This window comes from Sphingomonas benefaciens (assembly GCF_052907485.1).
The window spans coordinates 35,715-51,585 of record NZ_JBREIC010000001.1 but is presented as its reverse complement, the minus strand read 5'-3'; the positions used below and the strand labels follow the sequence as shown (position 1 = coordinate 51,585).

The window sequence follows — 15,871 nt, the reverse complement described above, 5'->3', positions numbered from 1 at the left end:
GCGCGAATCAACCGCAATGACGGGACTACGAACGGCTTGCGCCCTGCTCTTCGCTTGCGATCCGGCCATGCTGGCGGCACAGGCGCTGCCCGCCTCCCCGGCGTCATCGACGGAAAAGCCCGGCAAACCGGACACCGCGCCGGAGAAGGACCCGAATGGGCTGATCCTGACCGCGTCGAGCCGTCTGCGCTTCGAAGGAGTCGCCGGCCGTCCCCGTCCCGGTTCGGCGACGGCGGAGGATGCGGTGCTGCTCCGCACCGGTATCGCGGTGGAATATGGCCCGGGGCCGTTGGCGATCGGCGCGGAGATGATCGACAGTCGCGGTTACGCGCTGGCCCGCACCACGCAGATCAGCAACAGCGAGGTCAATGCGGTGGAACTGCCGCAGGCCTATCTGAAGCTCCGTCTCGACGACCTGCTCGGCCGCGGCCGCCACCTGACGCTCGACGCCGGCCGCTTCCTGATCAATCTCGGCTCCGGCCGGCTTGTCGCGACCGACGAATATGGCAACACCGTCAACGGCTTTACCGGCATTCGCGGCGACCTGGAACCGGATCGGCAGACGGTCCTCACCCTGTTCTACGTGCTGCCGCAGCAAAAGCTGCCCGACGATCCGACGCGAGTGCGCCGCAATGCGGTGGTGATGGACCGGGAGACGTTCGACCGGGTGCTGATCGGCGGACATGTGCGGCGCAAGGCGCTGATCGCCGGTAGCGCGCTGGAGATCACCTATCTTCGCCTGGCCGAGCATGACGCGCCGGGCTTCGCCACCGCCGACCGCCGGCTGCACACGCTGGACGGGCGGCTGAGCCGTGAGAGCAAGGCGGGAAAGGTCGATGCGGATGTCGAGGTCGCCTATCAATTCGGCGACGCCAGTGCCTCCACCGAAGCGAGCGCGCGTCATGCCGACGTCTCCGCCACCCTCGTCCATGCCGCGGCAGGATATACGTGGGACGCGCCGATCCAGCCACGGCTCGGCCTCTTCTACGATCACGCGAGCGGCAACGGCCGCGATGCGCGGACCATCCGCCGGTTCGATTCGCTATACGGCAGCCGGCGCGACGATTTCGGCCCGTCGGGCACCTATGGCGCGATCTCCCGCGAGAACATCAGCGCGCCGGGGGTGCGCTTCGAAGCCAAGCCCGGCAAGCGGGTCGAGGCGCTGGCGGACTATCGCGCCATCTGGCTGGCGTCGCGCTACGATCGCTTCTTCGGTGTCACCGACGCGACCGGGCGCTCGGGCCGCTTCGCCGGGCAGCAGGTCGAGGGGCGCATCCGCTACTGGCTGATACCCGATCACCTGCGGCTGGAGAGCAATGCGGCGGTGTTGTTCAAGGGACCCTTCCTGCGCGATGCGCCGGCCGCACTGGCGCGCGATCAGGCGACGGTCCGCTTCCTGGAGATCAACCTGCAGGCGACCTTCTGATCCGTGCCCGCGTGAGGGTGACGAACGGCCGCGCAGCCGCTACAGGCGCGGGCCATGACCCAGATCACGCCCGAGATCGTCGCCGAACACGGCCTCTCCCCGGAAGAATATGAGACGGTGCTGCGCGCACTCGGCCGCGAACCCAATCTGGTCGAGCTCGGCATCTTCTCGGTGATGTGGTCCGAACATTGCTCGTACAAGTCGAGCCGCATCCATCTGAAGAAGCTGCCGACCACCGGCCCTCAGGTGATCTGTGGCCCCGGCGAGAACGCCGGCGTGATCGACATCGGCGACGGCCAGGCGGCGATCTTCAAGATGGAGTCGCACAACCACCCGTCCTACATCGAGCCGTACCAAGGCGCGGCGACCGGCGTCGGCGGCATCTTGCGCGACGTGTTCACGATGGGCGCGCGACCAGTGGCCAACATGAACGCGCTGCGCTTCGGCCGGCCCGATCATCCCAAGATGCGCCACCTGATCAGTGGCGTCGTCCATGGGATCGGCGGCTACGGCAATTGCGTCGGCGTGCCGACCGTCGGTGGCGAGGTGAACTTCCACCCGGCCTATGACGGCAACATCCTGGTCAATGCGATGACGGTCGGCGTCGCCGACCAGGATAAGATCTTCTATTCGGCGGCCAGCGGCATCGGCAATCCGATCGTCTATGTCGGGTCGAAGACCGGCCGCGACGGCATTCACGGCGCGACCATGGCCTCGGCCGATTTCGGCGAGGATGCCGAGGAGAAGCGCCCGACGGTGCAGGTCGGCGATCCCTTCACCGAGAAATTGCTGATCGAGGCGTGTCTGGAGCTGATGGCGACCGACGTGATCGTCGCGATCCAGGACATGGGCGCCGCGGGCCTCACCTCGTCGAGCGTCGAGATGGCGTCCAAGGGCGGCGTCGGCATCGAATTGATCATGGACGACGTGCCGCAGCGCGAGACCGGCATGACCGCCTATGAGATGATGCTGTCGGAAAGCCAGGAGCGGATGCTCATGGTGCTGAAGCCCGGCCGCGAGGCGGAGGCCGAGACGATCTTCCGCAAATGGGAGCTCGACTTCGCGGTGATCGGCCATGTCACCGACACCGGGCGCATGGTGCTGAAGCATCATGGCGAAGTGGTGTGCGACATCCCGCTCGCGCCGCTCGCCGACGAGGCACCGCTCTACGACCGGCCGCATGTGCCGACCGTACCGCCGGCGATGCCCGGCAGCCTGCCGGAAAGCCGCGACATCGCCAAGGATCTGCTGACGCTGATCGGCTCGCCCGACATCGCCAGCCGCCGCTGGATCTGGGAGCAGTACGACCACATGGTCGGCGCCGACACGGTGCAGCGCCCGGGCGGCGACGCCGCAGTGGTGCGCGTGCACGACACCGACAAGGCGCTGGCGATCACCACCGACTGCACGCCACGCTATTGCTTCGCCGATCCCGTCCAGGGCGGCCGCCAGGCGGTGGCGGAGGCATGGCGCAACCTGACCAGCGTCGGCGCGACGCCGCTCGCGGTGACCAACTGCCTCAACTTCGCCAATCCGCAACGGCCTGAGATCATGGGCCAGATCGTCGGCTGCCTCGAAGGAATGAGCGACGCCTGCCGCGCGCTCGACTTCCCGATCGTGTCGGGCAACGTCTCGCTGTACAACGAATCCAAGGCGACCGGCGGCGGCTCGGCGATCCTGCCGACCCCGGCGATCGGCGGCGTCGGCCTGCTCGCCGATTGGCAGCGCAACATGACGATCGCGTTCAAGGGCACGGGCGACGTCATCCTCGCGGTCGGCACGCGTGGCGGCCACCTCGGCCAGTCGCTCTACCTGCGCGAATGCCACGGCATCGAGGGTCGTGACGCCGGCCGGCCGCCGCCGGTCGATCTCGACGCGGAACGCCGCACCGGCGATCTAATTCGCCGCGGCATCGACCAGGGCCAGCTCTCCGCGGTCCACGACGTCTCCGACGGCGGCATCGCGGTGACGCTCGCGGAAATGGCGCTGGCCGGCAATATCGGCGCGATGATCGACCGCAAGCAACCGTTCGGCTGCGCCCGCTCCTTCTTCGCGGAGGATCAAGGCGTCTATGTGGTCACCGTCCACGACCACGCCCTGGTCGACTTCCTCGCCGAGGCGCATGCCGCCGGCGTCGAGGCGGAGCCGCTCGGCCGGACCGGCGGCAAGCGGCTGATCTTCGAACGGCCCGACCGCGACGATGTCGTCACGCTCGACGCCTTGCGCTCCGCGCATGAAGCGTTCTTCCCGACGTTGATGGGCAGCGACGCCGCACTCGCCTGATCGCTCCGCCGCCGCCGCCGGGCCGTGGGCCGGGCGGCGGCACGGTGAGACGGCGTGCCACTGCGACCAGAAGATGCGAACGACACGCAACGAGCTTGCGATCGCCTCGCAATAGCGCTACTATTCCCGTGTCGCCGAGGGAGCGCTTATGGTCGTCTGCGTCTGCAATGCCATTCGGGAAAGCCAAGTCCGCGAAGTCGCGCGGCAAGGCTGCCGGACCGCCTGTCAGGCGTATAAGGCGCTCGGGTGTCAGGCGAAATGCGGACAATGTAGTGTCGTGGCGCGCGCCATTATCGACCTGGAACGCACCGCCGCCTGATCGACCGGCCGGACCATATCGGACTTTTTTTGGCCGCCCCCGTTGTTCGGATCGGTGTCGCGCGGCTACACAAGCTCCATCGGACAATGGAGCTATGACGATGAAGGGCGACCCCAAGGTCATCGAATTCCTCAACGAGGCGCTCAAGAACGAGCTGACCGCGATAAATCAATATTGGCTGCACTATCGACTGCTCGATCATTGGGGCGTCTACAAGCTTGCCCAATATGAGCGGATGGAATCGATCGACGAGATGAAGCATGCCGACTGGCTGTCGGAGCGTATCCTGTTCCTTGATGGCCTGCCCAACTTCCAGCTGCTCGGCCGCCTGCGCATCGGTGAGACGGTCGAGGAAGTGATCCGATCCGATCTGGCGATGGAATTGGAGGCGGTGCAACAGCTGAAGGCGGCGGTCGCCTATTGCGAAGAGGTCAAGGACTTCATCAGCCGCGACCTGTTCGCGCGCATCCTGGCCAGCGAGGAAGAGCATGTCGACACGCTCGAGCGGCAGTTCGAGATGATCGAACGGATGGGGCTGCACAATTACGTCCAGCTCAATTCGATCAGCGAACACGATGCGCCGAAAACGGGCGCCGCGCCCTATCTGAACGCCTGAGGGCGGACGGATCGTCCAACGACCCCGGGGCTATGCCCCGGGGCCTGTCCGGCTGTGAGTCATGCCGACGACATGATGAAGGCCAGGGCGCGACGACCCTGGCGGTTCACGATAATTTGCGTCCGAAGCCGCCGCTGCCGAGCGGCTTGCGCGCGACGAGGGGATTGGCCTCACGCTCGAGCAATTGCAGCGTCTCGAAGAACAGCGGGCGCAGGCGCACGACATGCTCCAGCGCCTCTTCGCAGGTGTCGTGACGCTCGACGCAATCGCGGGCGATCTCCTCGATCGTCTCCGCCAGCATGCCGAGCGGTTCGGCGCCGAACTGGCGCGATTCGCCCTTCAGCGTATGGGCCGGGATCACCATCGCCGCGGCATTGTTGCCGCGCATCGCCTGTTCGATCGCCGCGACCGACTTGACCCCGTCCTCACGGAAATAGCCGAGGATGCGCACGAAACCGGCGCCCAGCTCGCTACGGGCCTGTGCGAATGCCGCCCAATCCACCAACGTGCTGCCTTCGAACGACACTTCGAACCTCCCCGGTCTGCGCCCAGCGCCTCGCAACTCAATCCGGCGAACTGTAGGCTGCGAGGTGTAAACATGCCGTTGCCAACGGGCCCGATCCGGCAAGTCTTTGTCGATATCCGCTCAACACTCTAGACGCGGACCGAAGATCAATCCTTGCGGTCGAATGGGTTCTTGGGCGCGCGGAACGTCAGGCGCACCGGCACCGCGCCGAAGCCCAGATCCTTGCGCATCGAATTGACCAGATAGCGTTCGTAGCTCGCCGGCAATTGGTCGACACGGGTACCGAAGATCACGAAGCTGGGTGGCCGCGTCTTGACCTGGGTGACGTAGCGCATCTTGATCCGCTTGCCGCCCGGTGCCGGCGGCGGATTGGCGTCGACCGCGCGCTCGAACCAGCGGTTCAGCTCGCCGGTCGGGACGCGGCGCGACCAGGCCTCGCGCGTCTCGAATGCCGCCTGGATCATCACGTCGAGCCCCTTGCCCGTCGCCGCCGAGACAGTGAGCAGGGTCACGCCCTTGACCTGTGACAGGCCGTCCTCCAGCGCCTTCTTGACGCCGTTGAACAGCGACGAGGCATTTTCCGCCACGTCCCATTTGTTGAGCGCGATGATGAGGGCGCGCCCCTCCTCCAGCACGCGGTCGGCGATGCGCAGATCCTGCGCCTCCAGACCGAGCGTTGCGTCGAGCAGCAGCACCACCACTTCGGCAAAATCAACCGCGCGCAAGGCGTCGGCGACCGACAATTTCTCGAGCTTGTCCTGCACCTTGGCCCGCTTACGCATGCCGGCGGTGTCGATCAGCCGCACCGCACGCGGATGGCCGTCGCGGTCATGCCAGGTCCAGTCGATCGCGATCGAATCGCGGGTGATCCCCGCCTCCGGCCCGGTGATCAGTCGCTCCTCGCCGAGGATGCGATTGACCAGGGTCGACTTGCCGGCATTGGGGCGGCCGACGATCGCCAGCTTCAACGGCGCCGACGGATTGTCCTCGTCCTCCTCCTCGTCCTCGGCCTCCTTGCCCTCGAGGTGCGGCAGGATACCTTCGAACAGGTCGCCGATCCCCTCGCCATGTTCGGCGGAGAGCTGGACCGGGTCACCGAAGCCGAGCGCCAGAGATTCGAGCACGCCCTGTTCGCCCGCGCGCCCCTCCGCCTTGTTGGCGACCAGCACCACCGGCGTCGTCGATCCCCGCAGCCAGCGGGCGATCTCCTCGTCGAGCGGCACGATTCCGGCGCGCGCATCGACCAGGAACAGCGCGACGTCGGCCTCGGCGACCGCCGCCTCGGTCTGGCGGCGCATCCGGCCGGGCAGCGTCTGCGGGTCCTCGTCCTCGTAACCGGCGGTATCGATGACGCGGAAGTCGAGCCCGATCAGATGCGCCTCGCCCTCCCGCCGATCGCGCGTCACGCCCGGCTGGTCATCGACCAGCGCCAGCTTCTTGCCGACCAGGCGGTTGAACAGCGTCGATTTGCCGACATTGGGACGGCCGACGATCGCGACAGTGGGAAGACGGGACATGCAGGGCCTTTAGGGCAAGACGGACGGCAGGTCACGCGGGCGCGACCGCTCCATAACGCGTCACCCCGGCACGGGCCGGAGCCTCCCGTTCGGGAAGCCTCGGGCCGTGCCGGGGTGAAGCCGAATTGGCGGGGGGCGAGCCGCCCCTAGCCCTCATTTGTAGGCGGTGATGCGGCCGCGTTCGTTCAGCGTATACAGCGTGCCCTTGGCGATGATCGGCGGCAGGGCATAAGGCACCTTGCCCTCGATCTTGCCGGTGATGCTGCCGTCGGACGGATTGGCGAACACCACTTCGCCCAGCGCATTGGTCATCACCAGCTTGTTGCCGGCCAGCACCGGGCCGAACCAGGTCACCTGCGCGCCCTTGTTCTTCTTGGCGTTCTTGAAGCGCTGCAGCTGGACGATCCAGCGCGCCTTGCCGTTCGAGCGCGCCAGGCAGATCAGCCGCGCATCGTCGGTCACCGCGAACAGCCATTCGCCCGCCACCCAGGGGTTGGCGACACCGGCGAAATTCTGCTCCCAAAGCCGCTGGCCGGTGGCGAGGTCGAGCGCGACCATGCGGCCGCCCTGGCCCAGCGCGTAGACGCGGCCGTTGTCGATCACCGGATTGGCGTCGACGTCGGACAGGCTCGACACCGAGGTGGTGATCGAGGTGCGCGACAGCGCGTCCCCCCACAGCACGCGGCCGTTCTCGTAGCGATAGGCGTTGAGCTCGCCGCTGGAGAAGCCGGCGACGATCGTGCCCTGGCTCGATGCCGGCGCCGCGACGCCGAACACGCCCTGGCTTTCCAGCGTACCCGACTGCGCCCACTGCACCTTGCCGTCGGCGGCGTTCAGCGCGAAGATCTGATTGTCCTGGCTCAGCACATAGACCGAACCATTGGCGATCGTCGGCGCGCCGCGCAGCGGGCCGCCCGGCTTGGCGCGCCAGATCTCCTTGCCGTCCGCGGCGTTCAGCGCGACGACGTCGCCAAGGCCATCGGTGGCGTAGACGCGGCCCTCGTCATAGCTGACGCCGCCGCCGAAGCGGGCCGCGCGGTTGACCTTGCCCTCGGTCAGGCTGGTCGACCACAGGCTGGCGCCGGTCGTCGCGTCGAAGGCGTGGACGGTGGCGGCGACGTCGTCGACGAACAGTTTGTTGTCGGCGACCACCGGCGCGGCGCCGAGCCGCTCGCGGTTCGAACCGCCGTCGATCGAGGCCTGCCAGACCCGGCTGGGACTGTCGGCGAGGACCAGCTGCCCCATCGACTTGGCGGCATTGCCGCCGGGCTGCGCCCAGGCGTCGTTCGCCGCCGGCGCCGGCAGCAGCACCTGAATGTCGGCGATCGTGCGATCCGCCTCGATGCCGTTCTCCGACGACAGGATCGGCACGCGCTCGCCGACGGTCGGCGTCTTCTTCGCCCCGCCGCCCTTGAAGATGCCGCAGGCGGAAAGCGCCATCAGCGCGGCCAGCGCGACGGACGCCCGATACTTGGATGTCATTTCGCTTGTGCTTCCTTAACGGTGGCGGGCTTCACCACGCGAACATTGGCGGTATCGGCGGCGGCCGACGCATCGTTGCCCAATACGCTGGCCATCTGAACCGCACGTTGACGCAGCGATTCGGGCACGTCCTGGCCCTTGGCGATCTGGCTGAACAGGGTCGCCGCCAGATCGCGACGGCCGCTGTTGATGTAGGCGATCGCGACCATCTCGCCGGCGCTGCCGAACCACGGATTGCCGGCGACGGCGAGCGGCCGAAGCCGCTCGATCACCACCTGTGGCTTCAGCGTGTCGAATTCGGCGCTGGTCTGACGGACCAGGGCCAGATCGCGGAACGGCTGCGCCACGCCATTGTCGTTGGCGACCTCCGCGAACTTGGCCGCGGCGCTCTTCAGGTCGTTCTTCTGAAGAAGGATATCGCCCTGGGTGAATTTGGCGAGGGCGCGATAGCCGTCGTGGCTCGACCCGGCGAGCTCGCTCAGCGCTGGACCAGCCTTGGCCGGCTGGTCCGCCGCCAGCGAATCGAACGCCGTCTGCAGCTTCTCGCCCTCGACCCCCGCCGCCATCGACCGACGATGCTGCCAGTAGAGGACGCCGCCGAACAGCGCGAGCGCCAGCACAATTGCGCCGATCAGCCAGCGACCGTAGCGTTCCCAGAAGGAGAGCAATTGATCGCGACGAACCTCGTCGTCGACTTCGCGCAGGAACGCTTCATTGGTATTCGGGGTCAGCGCCAAGACGGGCTCCGGTCAGAACGGGGGCATGAAAGCGCGGACTTGTAGCCGCGCCGGGCACGAAACGAAAGACGGACGCGCGTCATCCTACTCCTTGGCGACGTAGACCTGTTCCGCGCCCGGAAAGGTCCGCGCACGCACCTCGCCCGCATAGGCTTCGGCTGCGGCGGAAATACGGCCGGCGATATCGTCGTAGCGCTTTACGAACTTGGCAGTGCGCTCGAACATGCCGAGCATGTCCTCGGCGACCAGCACCTGGCCGTCGCAGCGGGCCGACGCGCCGATGCCGATCGTCGGGCAACCGACCGCCTCGGTCAGCGCGATCGCGATCGGTTCCATCACCCCCTCGATCACCAGGGCGAAGGCACCGGCCTCGGCGATCGCCCGGCCGTCGGCAACGATCTTCGCCGCTTCCGCCTCGCTGCGACCGCGCGCGCCATAGCCGCCCAGCGCATTGACCGCTTGCGGCGTCAGCCCGACATGGCCGCACACCGGTATGCCGCGTTCCGACAGGAAGCGCACCGTCGGCGCCATCGCCTCGCCGCCCTCCAGCTTGACCGCGGCAGCGCCCGTCTCCTTGAGCAGCCGCGCCGCGCTGGCAAAGGCCTGTTCGGGCGACGCCTCATAGCTGCCGAACGGCATGTCGATCACGACCAGTGCATGATAGCTGCCGCGCACCACCGCCGCGCCGTGCGCCGCCATCATCTCCAGCGTCACCGGCACCGTCGACGGCAGGCCGTAGATCACTTGGCCCAGGCTGTCGCCGACCAGCAGCATGTCGCAATGCGGATCGAGCAGCTGCGCGGTGCGGGCGGTATAGGCGGTCAGCATCACCAGCGGGCCGCCACGGTCGGGGTCGCCGCCCTTGCGCCGGCGGATCGCGGGGACGGTCAGCCGCTTGAGCGGCACCGGCGTCGGCGTCGCGCGGCTGGTCGCGGTATCGAGCGTGTAGGTCGTGGACATGGCTGCGGCTTGTAGGCGCGGGCGCTCAGCCGATCCACCCCCGCGCACGGGCATGACGCGACAGCCCCAGGCTCGCCGCCGCGATGCCGGCAATCAGCAGCGGAAACGGCACCACCGCTGCGGCGCCGCGGTGGGCGATGATGTCGGTCGTCGCGAACAGCCAGCCGAACTGGATCGCCACCGCGACCAGCGAGACGGCAAACAGCGGGATCGCCAGCACCGATCGGACGAGCAGCGCCAACGCGCCGAGCAGCGCGGTACCGACCGCGACCGCATAGACCGCGTTGTACCAGATCGGCAGCGCGGCGTAGAGCGCGCGCTGGTAATCGTCGGCCGGCCCCATCGCCTCCGCGCCGAGGCGGAATTGCTGGAGGCAGGCGACACAGCCGACCATGCCCCAGGCGAGCAGCAGCAAGGCGACGATCCGGAACCAGTGCGGCGCTCGCGTGACGATCATCGTCCCTCCCCTGTTTCGATCGGGAATGGTGCGCCGTCCGCCCGTGATATGCAACGGCATCTGCCGTTCGCGGTATCAGCCGAACAGCGCGGCGTAGCGGTCCGGTTTGAACCCTGCGACCAGCGTGTCGCCATGCTCCAGCATCGGCCGCTTGATCATCGACGGCTGCGCGACCATCAGCGCCACCGCCTTGTCCGCGTCGATCCCGATCCGCTCCGCCTCGGGCAGCTTGCGGAAGGTCGTGCCGGCGCGGTTGAGCACCGTGTCCCAGCCGAGCCGATCGACCCAGCCCCGCACCCGCTCGGCATCGACGCCCTCCGCCTTGTAATCGTGGAAGACGTAGCCGGCACCATGGTCGTCCAGCCATGCCCGCGCCTTCTTCATCGTGTCGCAATTCTTGATGCCGTAGATCGTCGTCATCCGCGCCTCCTTGGCCGCCGCGCTAGCATCACGGGGCGGGGCCCGCATCCGCGTTGTGCACCCGATGCCCTCCCCGTTTTCCCGTCATCCCGGTCTTCTTCTGTCATCCCCGGCGCAGGCGGGGATCCAGACGCGCAGACCGCGCTTGAACCGCGACGTCGAAGGTTCTGGATCCCCGCCTCCGCGGGGATGACGAAGGAAGGGATGCCCCACAATGCTCCCATTCCAACCACACCGGACCCGCGCCGCGCCCGGCGAGTTGATCGCCCCGCCCCCTCGCCCTACCACCGGATCCCAATGACCGACCTCGCCAGCCACTTCGCCTCGATCCACCGCCACGGCATGGTGCGCGTCGCCGCCGCGACCCCGCGCGCCAGCGTCGGGGACGTCGCCGCCAATCTCGACGCGGCAGTCGCGCTGGCGGAAGAGGCGGACGGGCGCGGTGTCGATCTCGTCGTTTTTCCGGAGCTCAACCTCACCTCCTACGCGCTCGACGACCTGCATCTGCAGACGGCGCAGCAGCGCGCCAGCGCCGCCGCGGTCGTCGCCTTCGCCGAACGAACCGCGCATCTGAAACCGCTCTGCCTGATCGGCGCGGCGCTGGTCCGCGCCGGCCGCCTGTACAATTGCGCCGTGGCGGTGTCGCGCGGCCGCATCCTTGGCGTCGTGCCCAAGACCTTTCTGCCGAACTACCGCGAATATTATGAGAAGCGCTGGTTCGCGAGCGGCGCGGCGCTGACTGGCCTGACCATCCGCCTTGGCGATGTCGAGGTGCCGTTCGGCATCGACCTGTTGTTCGAGGCGGACGATCTGCCCGGCTTCGTCGTCCATGCCGAGATTTGCGAGGATTATTGGGCGCCGACCCCGCCCTCGACGGCAGGGGCGCTGGCCGGCGCGCTGCTGTGCTGCAATCTGTCGGCGTCGAACATCGTCATCGGCAAGGCGCGCGAGCGGATGCTGCTCGCCGCGGCGCAGTCGGCGCGCCTCGCCGCCGCCTACGTCTATTCAGCGGCCGGACCCGGCGAGAGCACCACCGACGTCGCCTGGGACGGCCAGGGCCTGATCTACGAACTCGGCGAGCTGATCGCGCAATCCGATCGCTTCGCGCGCGAGCCGGGGATCACCGTCGCCGACATCGATCTCGAGCGGCTGGCGCAGGAGCGGCTGCGCACCGGCACCTTCAACGATTCTGCGGCCTTCACCGGCCATCCCGAGACGCGCTTCCGGCGGATCGCTTTCGACCATCACCCCGCCAGCGGCGATGTCGGCCTGGAACGCGATATCCGTCGCTTCCCCTTCGTCCCCAACGATCCCGCCCGCCGCGATGAGGATTGCTACGAGGCCTTCAACATCCAGGTCGAGGCGCTCGCCAAACGCCTCGACGCCGCACGGGCCCGGACGCTGGTGATCGGCGTGTCGGGCGGGCTCGATTCAACCCATGCGCTGATCGTCGCCGCCAAGGCGATGGATCGGCTCGGCCGGCCGCGCGCCGATATCCTGGGCTTCACCATGCCCGGCTTCGCCACCGGCGACGCCACCAAGGGCCAGGCCTGGGCGCTGATGCGCGCGCTCGGCATCACCGCGGAGGAGATCGACATCCGCCCCGCCGCGACGCGGATGCTGACCGACATGGGCCACCCCTTCGGCCGCGGCGAGCCCGTCTATGACGTGACGTTCGAGAATGTGCAGGCGGGGCTGCGCACCGACTATTTGTTCCGGCTGGCTAATCAGCGCGGCGGGCTGGTGCTCGGCACCGGCGACCTCAGCGAGCTGGCGCTCGGCTGGTGCACCTATGGCGTCGGCGATCAGATGAGCCATTATGCGGTCAATGCCGGCGTGCCCAAGACGCTGATCCAGTTCCTGATCCGCTGGTGCATCCGCACCGGCCAATATGACGGGGCGACCAACCAGGTGCTGGCGGCGATCCTGGCGCAGGAGATTTCGCCCGAACTCGTTCCCGCCGATGCGGAGACGGGCGCGCTGCAATCCACCGAGTCGATGATCGGCCCCTATGCGCTCAACGACTTCTTCGCCCATTACGTGATCCGCCACGGCTTGGCCCCGTCGAAGATCGCCTTCCTTGCCTGGCACGCCTGGCGCGACGTCGACCACGGCGCCTGGCCGGCGGATTATCCCGCCGATGCGCGCACCGCCTATGATCTGGCGACGATCAAGCACTGGCTGGAACGGTTCCTGGTGCGCTTCTTCCAGACCAGCCAATTCAAGCGCTCGGCCTTGCCCAACGGACCCAAGGTGTCGGCGGGCGGCGCGGTCAGCCCGCGCGGCGACTGGCGCGCCCCGTCCGACGGCACGGCGGCGATCTGGGTCGAGGAATTGCGCACCAACGTGCCGTGACGCGATGGCGATCGAAGCGGCCGGATCGGCGACGGATCGGGTAGCGAAGCTGCCGTAGGTTCTTGCGCTTATACGATTGTGAGCGCAAGGTGACAGTCCGATGACAACCCCGCTCCGGGATGGCTCGCGCGATCGCCGGATCGAGGACCCATCCAACCTCTATCTGATCCACCCGGCGGCGCACGCCTTGCTGCGCCATGCCCTCGCGCGGCGGATCTCGGCGAACAGCGTGTCGATCGCCGGGCTGATCTGTGGCGGCGTCGCCGCGGCGGCCTTTTCGCAATATCGCAATCCTGCCGCGGCGCTCATCGGGTTGGTCTTCGCCATCGCCTGGCTGATCGCCGACGGGCTCGACGGCATGATCGCTCGCGCGACCAAGACGGCCAGCGCGCTCGGCCGGATGCTCGACGGCCTATGCGATCACGGCGTCTTCGCGCTGATCTATCTGTCGCTCGCCTTCTCGGTCGGCACCTGGAGCGGCTGGCTGCTCGCGATCGTCGCGGGCGTCGCGCATGCCGTCCAGTCGAGCCTGTACGAGGGCGAGCGGGCGCGCTTCCATCGTCGCGTCCGCGGCGAGCCGCTCGCCGCGCCGCCGGTGCCGACCGGTCCGTTCCTCGTTCGCCTCTACGATACGGTAGCGACCGCGGTCGACCGTGCCGCCATGCCGTTCGAACGCCGCTTCGCCGCCGCGCCCGATCGCGCCGCCTTTGCCGCCGCTTATGCCACCCGCGCGGTGCCGGTGATGCGGCTGCAATCGCTGCTCACCGCCAATATCCGCGTCTGGGCGATCGTCATCGCCTGTCTGATAGCCAGCCCGACGCTGTTTTGGTGGTTTGAAATCCTGCCGCTGAGCGCCGTCTGCGCCGTCGGCCTGTATCGCCACCGCCTCGTGGAACGCAGTTTCGTCCACGGCGCGGCATCGCAACCGTCCTTCCTTTCCAGTGAACAGGGCCATTCATGACTGCCATCAACATCGCCATCATCGGTATCGGCAACTGCGCCAGCTCGCTGGTGCAGGGCCTCGACTATTACCGCGAGGGCACCAACGACACGATCGGACTGATGCATTGGGAAGTCGCCGGCTATAAGCCGAGCGACATCAAGGTCGTCGCCGCCTGGGACGTCGACTCGCGCAAGGTCGGCAAGGACGTGGCGGAGGCGATCTTCGCCAAGCCGAACTGCACCGCCATCTTCGCCCCCAACGTTTCGGCGACCGGCACGATCGTGCGCATGGGTGCGGTGCTCGACGGCGTCGCCGACCATATGGGCGACTATAAGGACGAGCGCACCTTCATCGTCGCCAACGACACCCAGCCGTCGAAGGCGGACGTGGTCGCCGAACTGAAGCGCTCGGGCGCCGACGTGCTGATGAACTACCTGCCGGTCGGCAGCCAGGAAGCCACTGAATTTTATGCAGAATGCGCGCTCGAAGCGGGCGTCGCCTTTGTCAACAACATCCCGGTGTTCATCGCCAGCAACCCGGAATGGGCGGCGAAGTTCGAAGAGGCCGGCGTGCCGATCATCGGCGACGACATCAAGGCGCAGCTCGGCGCGACCATCGTCCACCGTGTGCTGACCGACCTGTTCGCCAAGCGCGGCGTCAAGCTCGACCGCACCTACCAGCTCAACACCGGCGGCAACACCGACTTCCTCAACATGTCGAACCACCGCCGCCTCGCCTCCAAGAAGGTGTCGAAGACCGAAGCGGTGCAGTCGGTCGCAGCGGAACGGCTGGAGGACGACAACGTCCACATCGGCCCGTCGGACTATGTGCCGTGGCAGAACGACAACAAGGTCTGCTTCCTGCGCATGGAAGGCCAGCTGTTCGGCGGCGTGCCGATGAACCTGGAGCTGCGCCTGTCAGTCGAGGATTCGCCGAACAGCGCCGGCGTCGCGATCGACATGATCCGCTGCGCGAAGATTGCGAAGGATCGCGGCCTCAAGGGCGTGATCGATCCGGCCAGCGCCTATTTCTGCAAGCACCCGCGCACGCAGATGACCGACGACATCGCGCATGCCGAGGTCGAGGCGTTCATCAAGGCCGCCTGATGCTGACCACGGGCCTGCTGCTCGCCGCCGGCGCCGGCAGCCGGCTCCGCGGCGTCGCGCCCTACAAGCCGCTCTGCGCGGTTGCCGGGCGGGCGCTGATCGACCACGCGCTGGAGGGCATGGCCGCGGCCGGGCTGACCCGCGCGGTGGTGTCGCTCGGCTATGGCGCCGACGCGATCGCCGCGCATCTGGTCGGGCGCCACTGGCCGCTGGCGGTTGCGGTGGTGATGACCGACTGGCAGCAGCCCAACGGCGTCTCCGCGCTCGCCGCGCGCGACTGGGTTGGCCAGGAGGGCGCGGTGCTGGCGATGTGCGACCATCTCGTCCAGCCCGCCCATTACCGTCGGCTTGCCGAAGCGGGCCCCGGCACGGGCCTGACGCTTGGCATCGACCGGCGGCTGGGCCATCCCTGGGTCGATCCGCTCGACGTCACCTGCGTTGCGACGGCGGACGACCGGATCGTCGCGATCGGCAAGGGACTCGCCCCGCACGATTGCTACGACACCGGTGTGTTCGCGGTCGGCCCGCGCTTCTTCGATGCGTTGGCCACGCTGGAAAGCCCCTCGCTGACCGAGGGCGTCCGCCGCCTTGCTGCCGATGGCCGCGCCCGGATCGTCGATTGCAGCGATCTGTCGTGGATCGATGTCGACGACGCCCCCGCCTTCGCGCATGCCGAGGATTGGGTGGTCCGGCAGGCGGCGTAAGTCGCCACCCTCGCCCCTTC

At 67.8% G+C, this 15,871-nt stretch carries 15 protein-coding genes; 8 read left to right on the top strand and 7 right to left on the bottom strand.

Annotation, left to right across the window (positions count from 1 at the left end; translation table 11 throughout):
• The first annotated feature begins 67 nt into the window (after positions 1–67).
• From ACU5AX_RS00235 to bfr, 4 genes are all read left to right on the top strand, one after another.
• A complete protein-coding gene (locus ACU5AX_RS00235; RefSeq protein WP_446689179.1) occupies positions 68–1,426 on the top strand; it encodes an alginate export family protein in 1,359 nt (452 codons plus the stop codon).
• Between the two features lie 54 nt (positions 1,427–1,480).
• Positions 1,481–3,709 carry a phosphoribosylformylglycinamidine synthase subunit PurL gene (gene purL / locus ACU5AX_RS00230; RefSeq protein WP_446689178.1) on the top strand — a complete coding sequence of 743 codons (2,229 nt, stop codon included), beginning with the start codon at positions 1,481–1,483 and terminating at the stop codon, positions 3,707–3,709.
• Between the two features lie 148 nt (positions 3,710–3,857).
• Entirely contained in the window at positions 3,858–4,028 is a 171-nt protein-coding gene (locus tag ACU5AX_RS00225; RefSeq protein WP_232473869.1) for a (2Fe-2S)-binding protein, read from the top strand.
• A gap of 100 nt (positions 4,029–4,128) precedes the next feature.
• Positions 4,129–4,644, top strand: a complete 516-nt coding sequence (gene bfr / locus ACU5AX_RS00220) for a bacterioferritin (RefSeq protein WP_198353258.1) — start codon at positions 4,129–4,131, stop codon at positions 4,642–4,644.
• 106 nt (positions 4,645–4,750) lie between these two features.
• Here the strand turns inward: bfr and ACU5AX_RS00215 are convergent, their stop codons facing one another.
• The 7 genes from ACU5AX_RS00215 to ACU5AX_RS00185 all read right to left on the bottom strand — a co-directional run bounded on the left by ACU5AX_RS00215 (position 4,751) and on the right by ACU5AX_RS00185 (position 10,743).
• Positions 4,751–5,170 carry an Hpt domain-containing protein gene (locus ACU5AX_RS00215; protein WP_446689177.1) on the bottom strand — a complete coding sequence of 140 codons (420 nt, stop codon included), beginning with the start codon at positions 5,168–5,170 and terminating at the stop codon, positions 4,751–4,753.
• A 146-nt stretch (positions 5,171–5,316) separates the two neighbouring features.
• Positions 5,317–6,687 (bottom strand): ribosome biogenesis GTPase Der, encoded by a 1,371-nt coding sequence (gene der / locus ACU5AX_RS00210; RefSeq protein WP_198353260.1) that lies wholly within the window; start codon positions 6,685–6,687, stop codon positions 5,317–5,319.
• 153 nt (positions 6,688–6,840) lie between these two features.
• The gene (locus ACU5AX_RS00205) at positions 6,841–8,169 is read right to left on the bottom strand and encodes an outer membrane protein assembly factor BamB family protein (protein WP_446689176.1); all 1,329 of its coding nucleotides are present in this window, start codon (positions 8,167–8,169) and stop codon (positions 6,841–6,843) included.
• A complete protein-coding gene (locus ACU5AX_RS00200; RefSeq protein WP_446689175.1) occupies positions 8,166–8,906 on the bottom strand; it encodes a tetratricopeptide repeat protein in 741 nt (246 codons plus the stop codon). The genes ACU5AX_RS00205 and ACU5AX_RS00200 overlap by 4 nt, the downstream gene beginning before the upstream one ends.
• Positions 8,907–8,990: 84 nt before the next feature.
• On the bottom strand, positions 8,991–9,866 hold the full coding sequence (gene panB, locus ACU5AX_RS00195; protein WP_446689174.1) for a 3-methyl-2-oxobutanoate hydroxymethyltransferase: 876 nt from the start codon (positions 9,864–9,866) through the stop codon (positions 8,991–8,993).
• 25 nt (positions 9,867–9,891) lie between these two features.
• The gene (locus ACU5AX_RS00190) at positions 9,892–10,323 is read right to left on the bottom strand and encodes a hypothetical protein (RefSeq protein WP_446689173.1); all 432 of its coding nucleotides are present in this window, start codon (positions 10,321–10,323) and stop codon (positions 9,892–9,894) included.
• A gap of 75 nt (positions 10,324–10,398) precedes the next feature.
• On the bottom strand, positions 10,399–10,743 hold the full coding sequence (locus tag ACU5AX_RS00185) for an ArsC family reductase (protein ID WP_446689172.1): 345 nt from the start codon (positions 10,741–10,743) through the stop codon (positions 10,399–10,401).
• 297 nt (positions 10,744–11,040) lie between these two features.
• On the opposite strand from ACU5AX_RS00185, the gene ACU5AX_RS00180 reads away from it, so the two are divergent.
• The 4 genes from ACU5AX_RS00180 to ACU5AX_RS00165 all read left to right on the top strand — a co-directional run bounded on the left by ACU5AX_RS00180 (position 11,041) and on the right by ACU5AX_RS00165 (position 15,851).
• On the top strand, positions 11,041–13,098 hold the full coding sequence (locus ACU5AX_RS00180; RefSeq protein ID WP_446689171.1) for an NAD(+) synthase: 2,058 nt from the start codon (positions 11,041–11,043) through the stop codon (positions 13,096–13,098).
• Positions 13,099–13,198: 100 nt separating this feature from the next.
• Positions 13,199–14,059: a CDP-alcohol phosphatidyltransferase family protein gene (locus ACU5AX_RS00175; protein ID WP_446689170.1), complete on the top strand. Its 861-nt coding sequence runs from the start codon at positions 13,199–13,201 to the stop codon at positions 14,057–14,059.
• Positions 14,056–15,147, top strand: a complete 1,092-nt coding sequence (locus tag ACU5AX_RS00170; protein WP_198353268.1) for an inositol-3-phosphate synthase — start codon at positions 14,056–14,058, stop codon at positions 15,145–15,147. Before ACU5AX_RS00175 ends, ACU5AX_RS00170 begins: the two co-directional genes overlap by 4 nt.
• Positions 15,147–15,851 (top strand): phosphocholine cytidylyltransferase family protein, encoded by a 705-nt coding sequence (locus tag ACU5AX_RS00165; protein ID WP_446689169.1) that lies wholly within the window; start codon positions 15,147–15,149, stop codon positions 15,849–15,851. Before ACU5AX_RS00170 ends, ACU5AX_RS00165 begins: the two co-directional genes overlap by 1 nt.
• Positions 15,852–15,871: the final 20 nt, after the last annotated feature.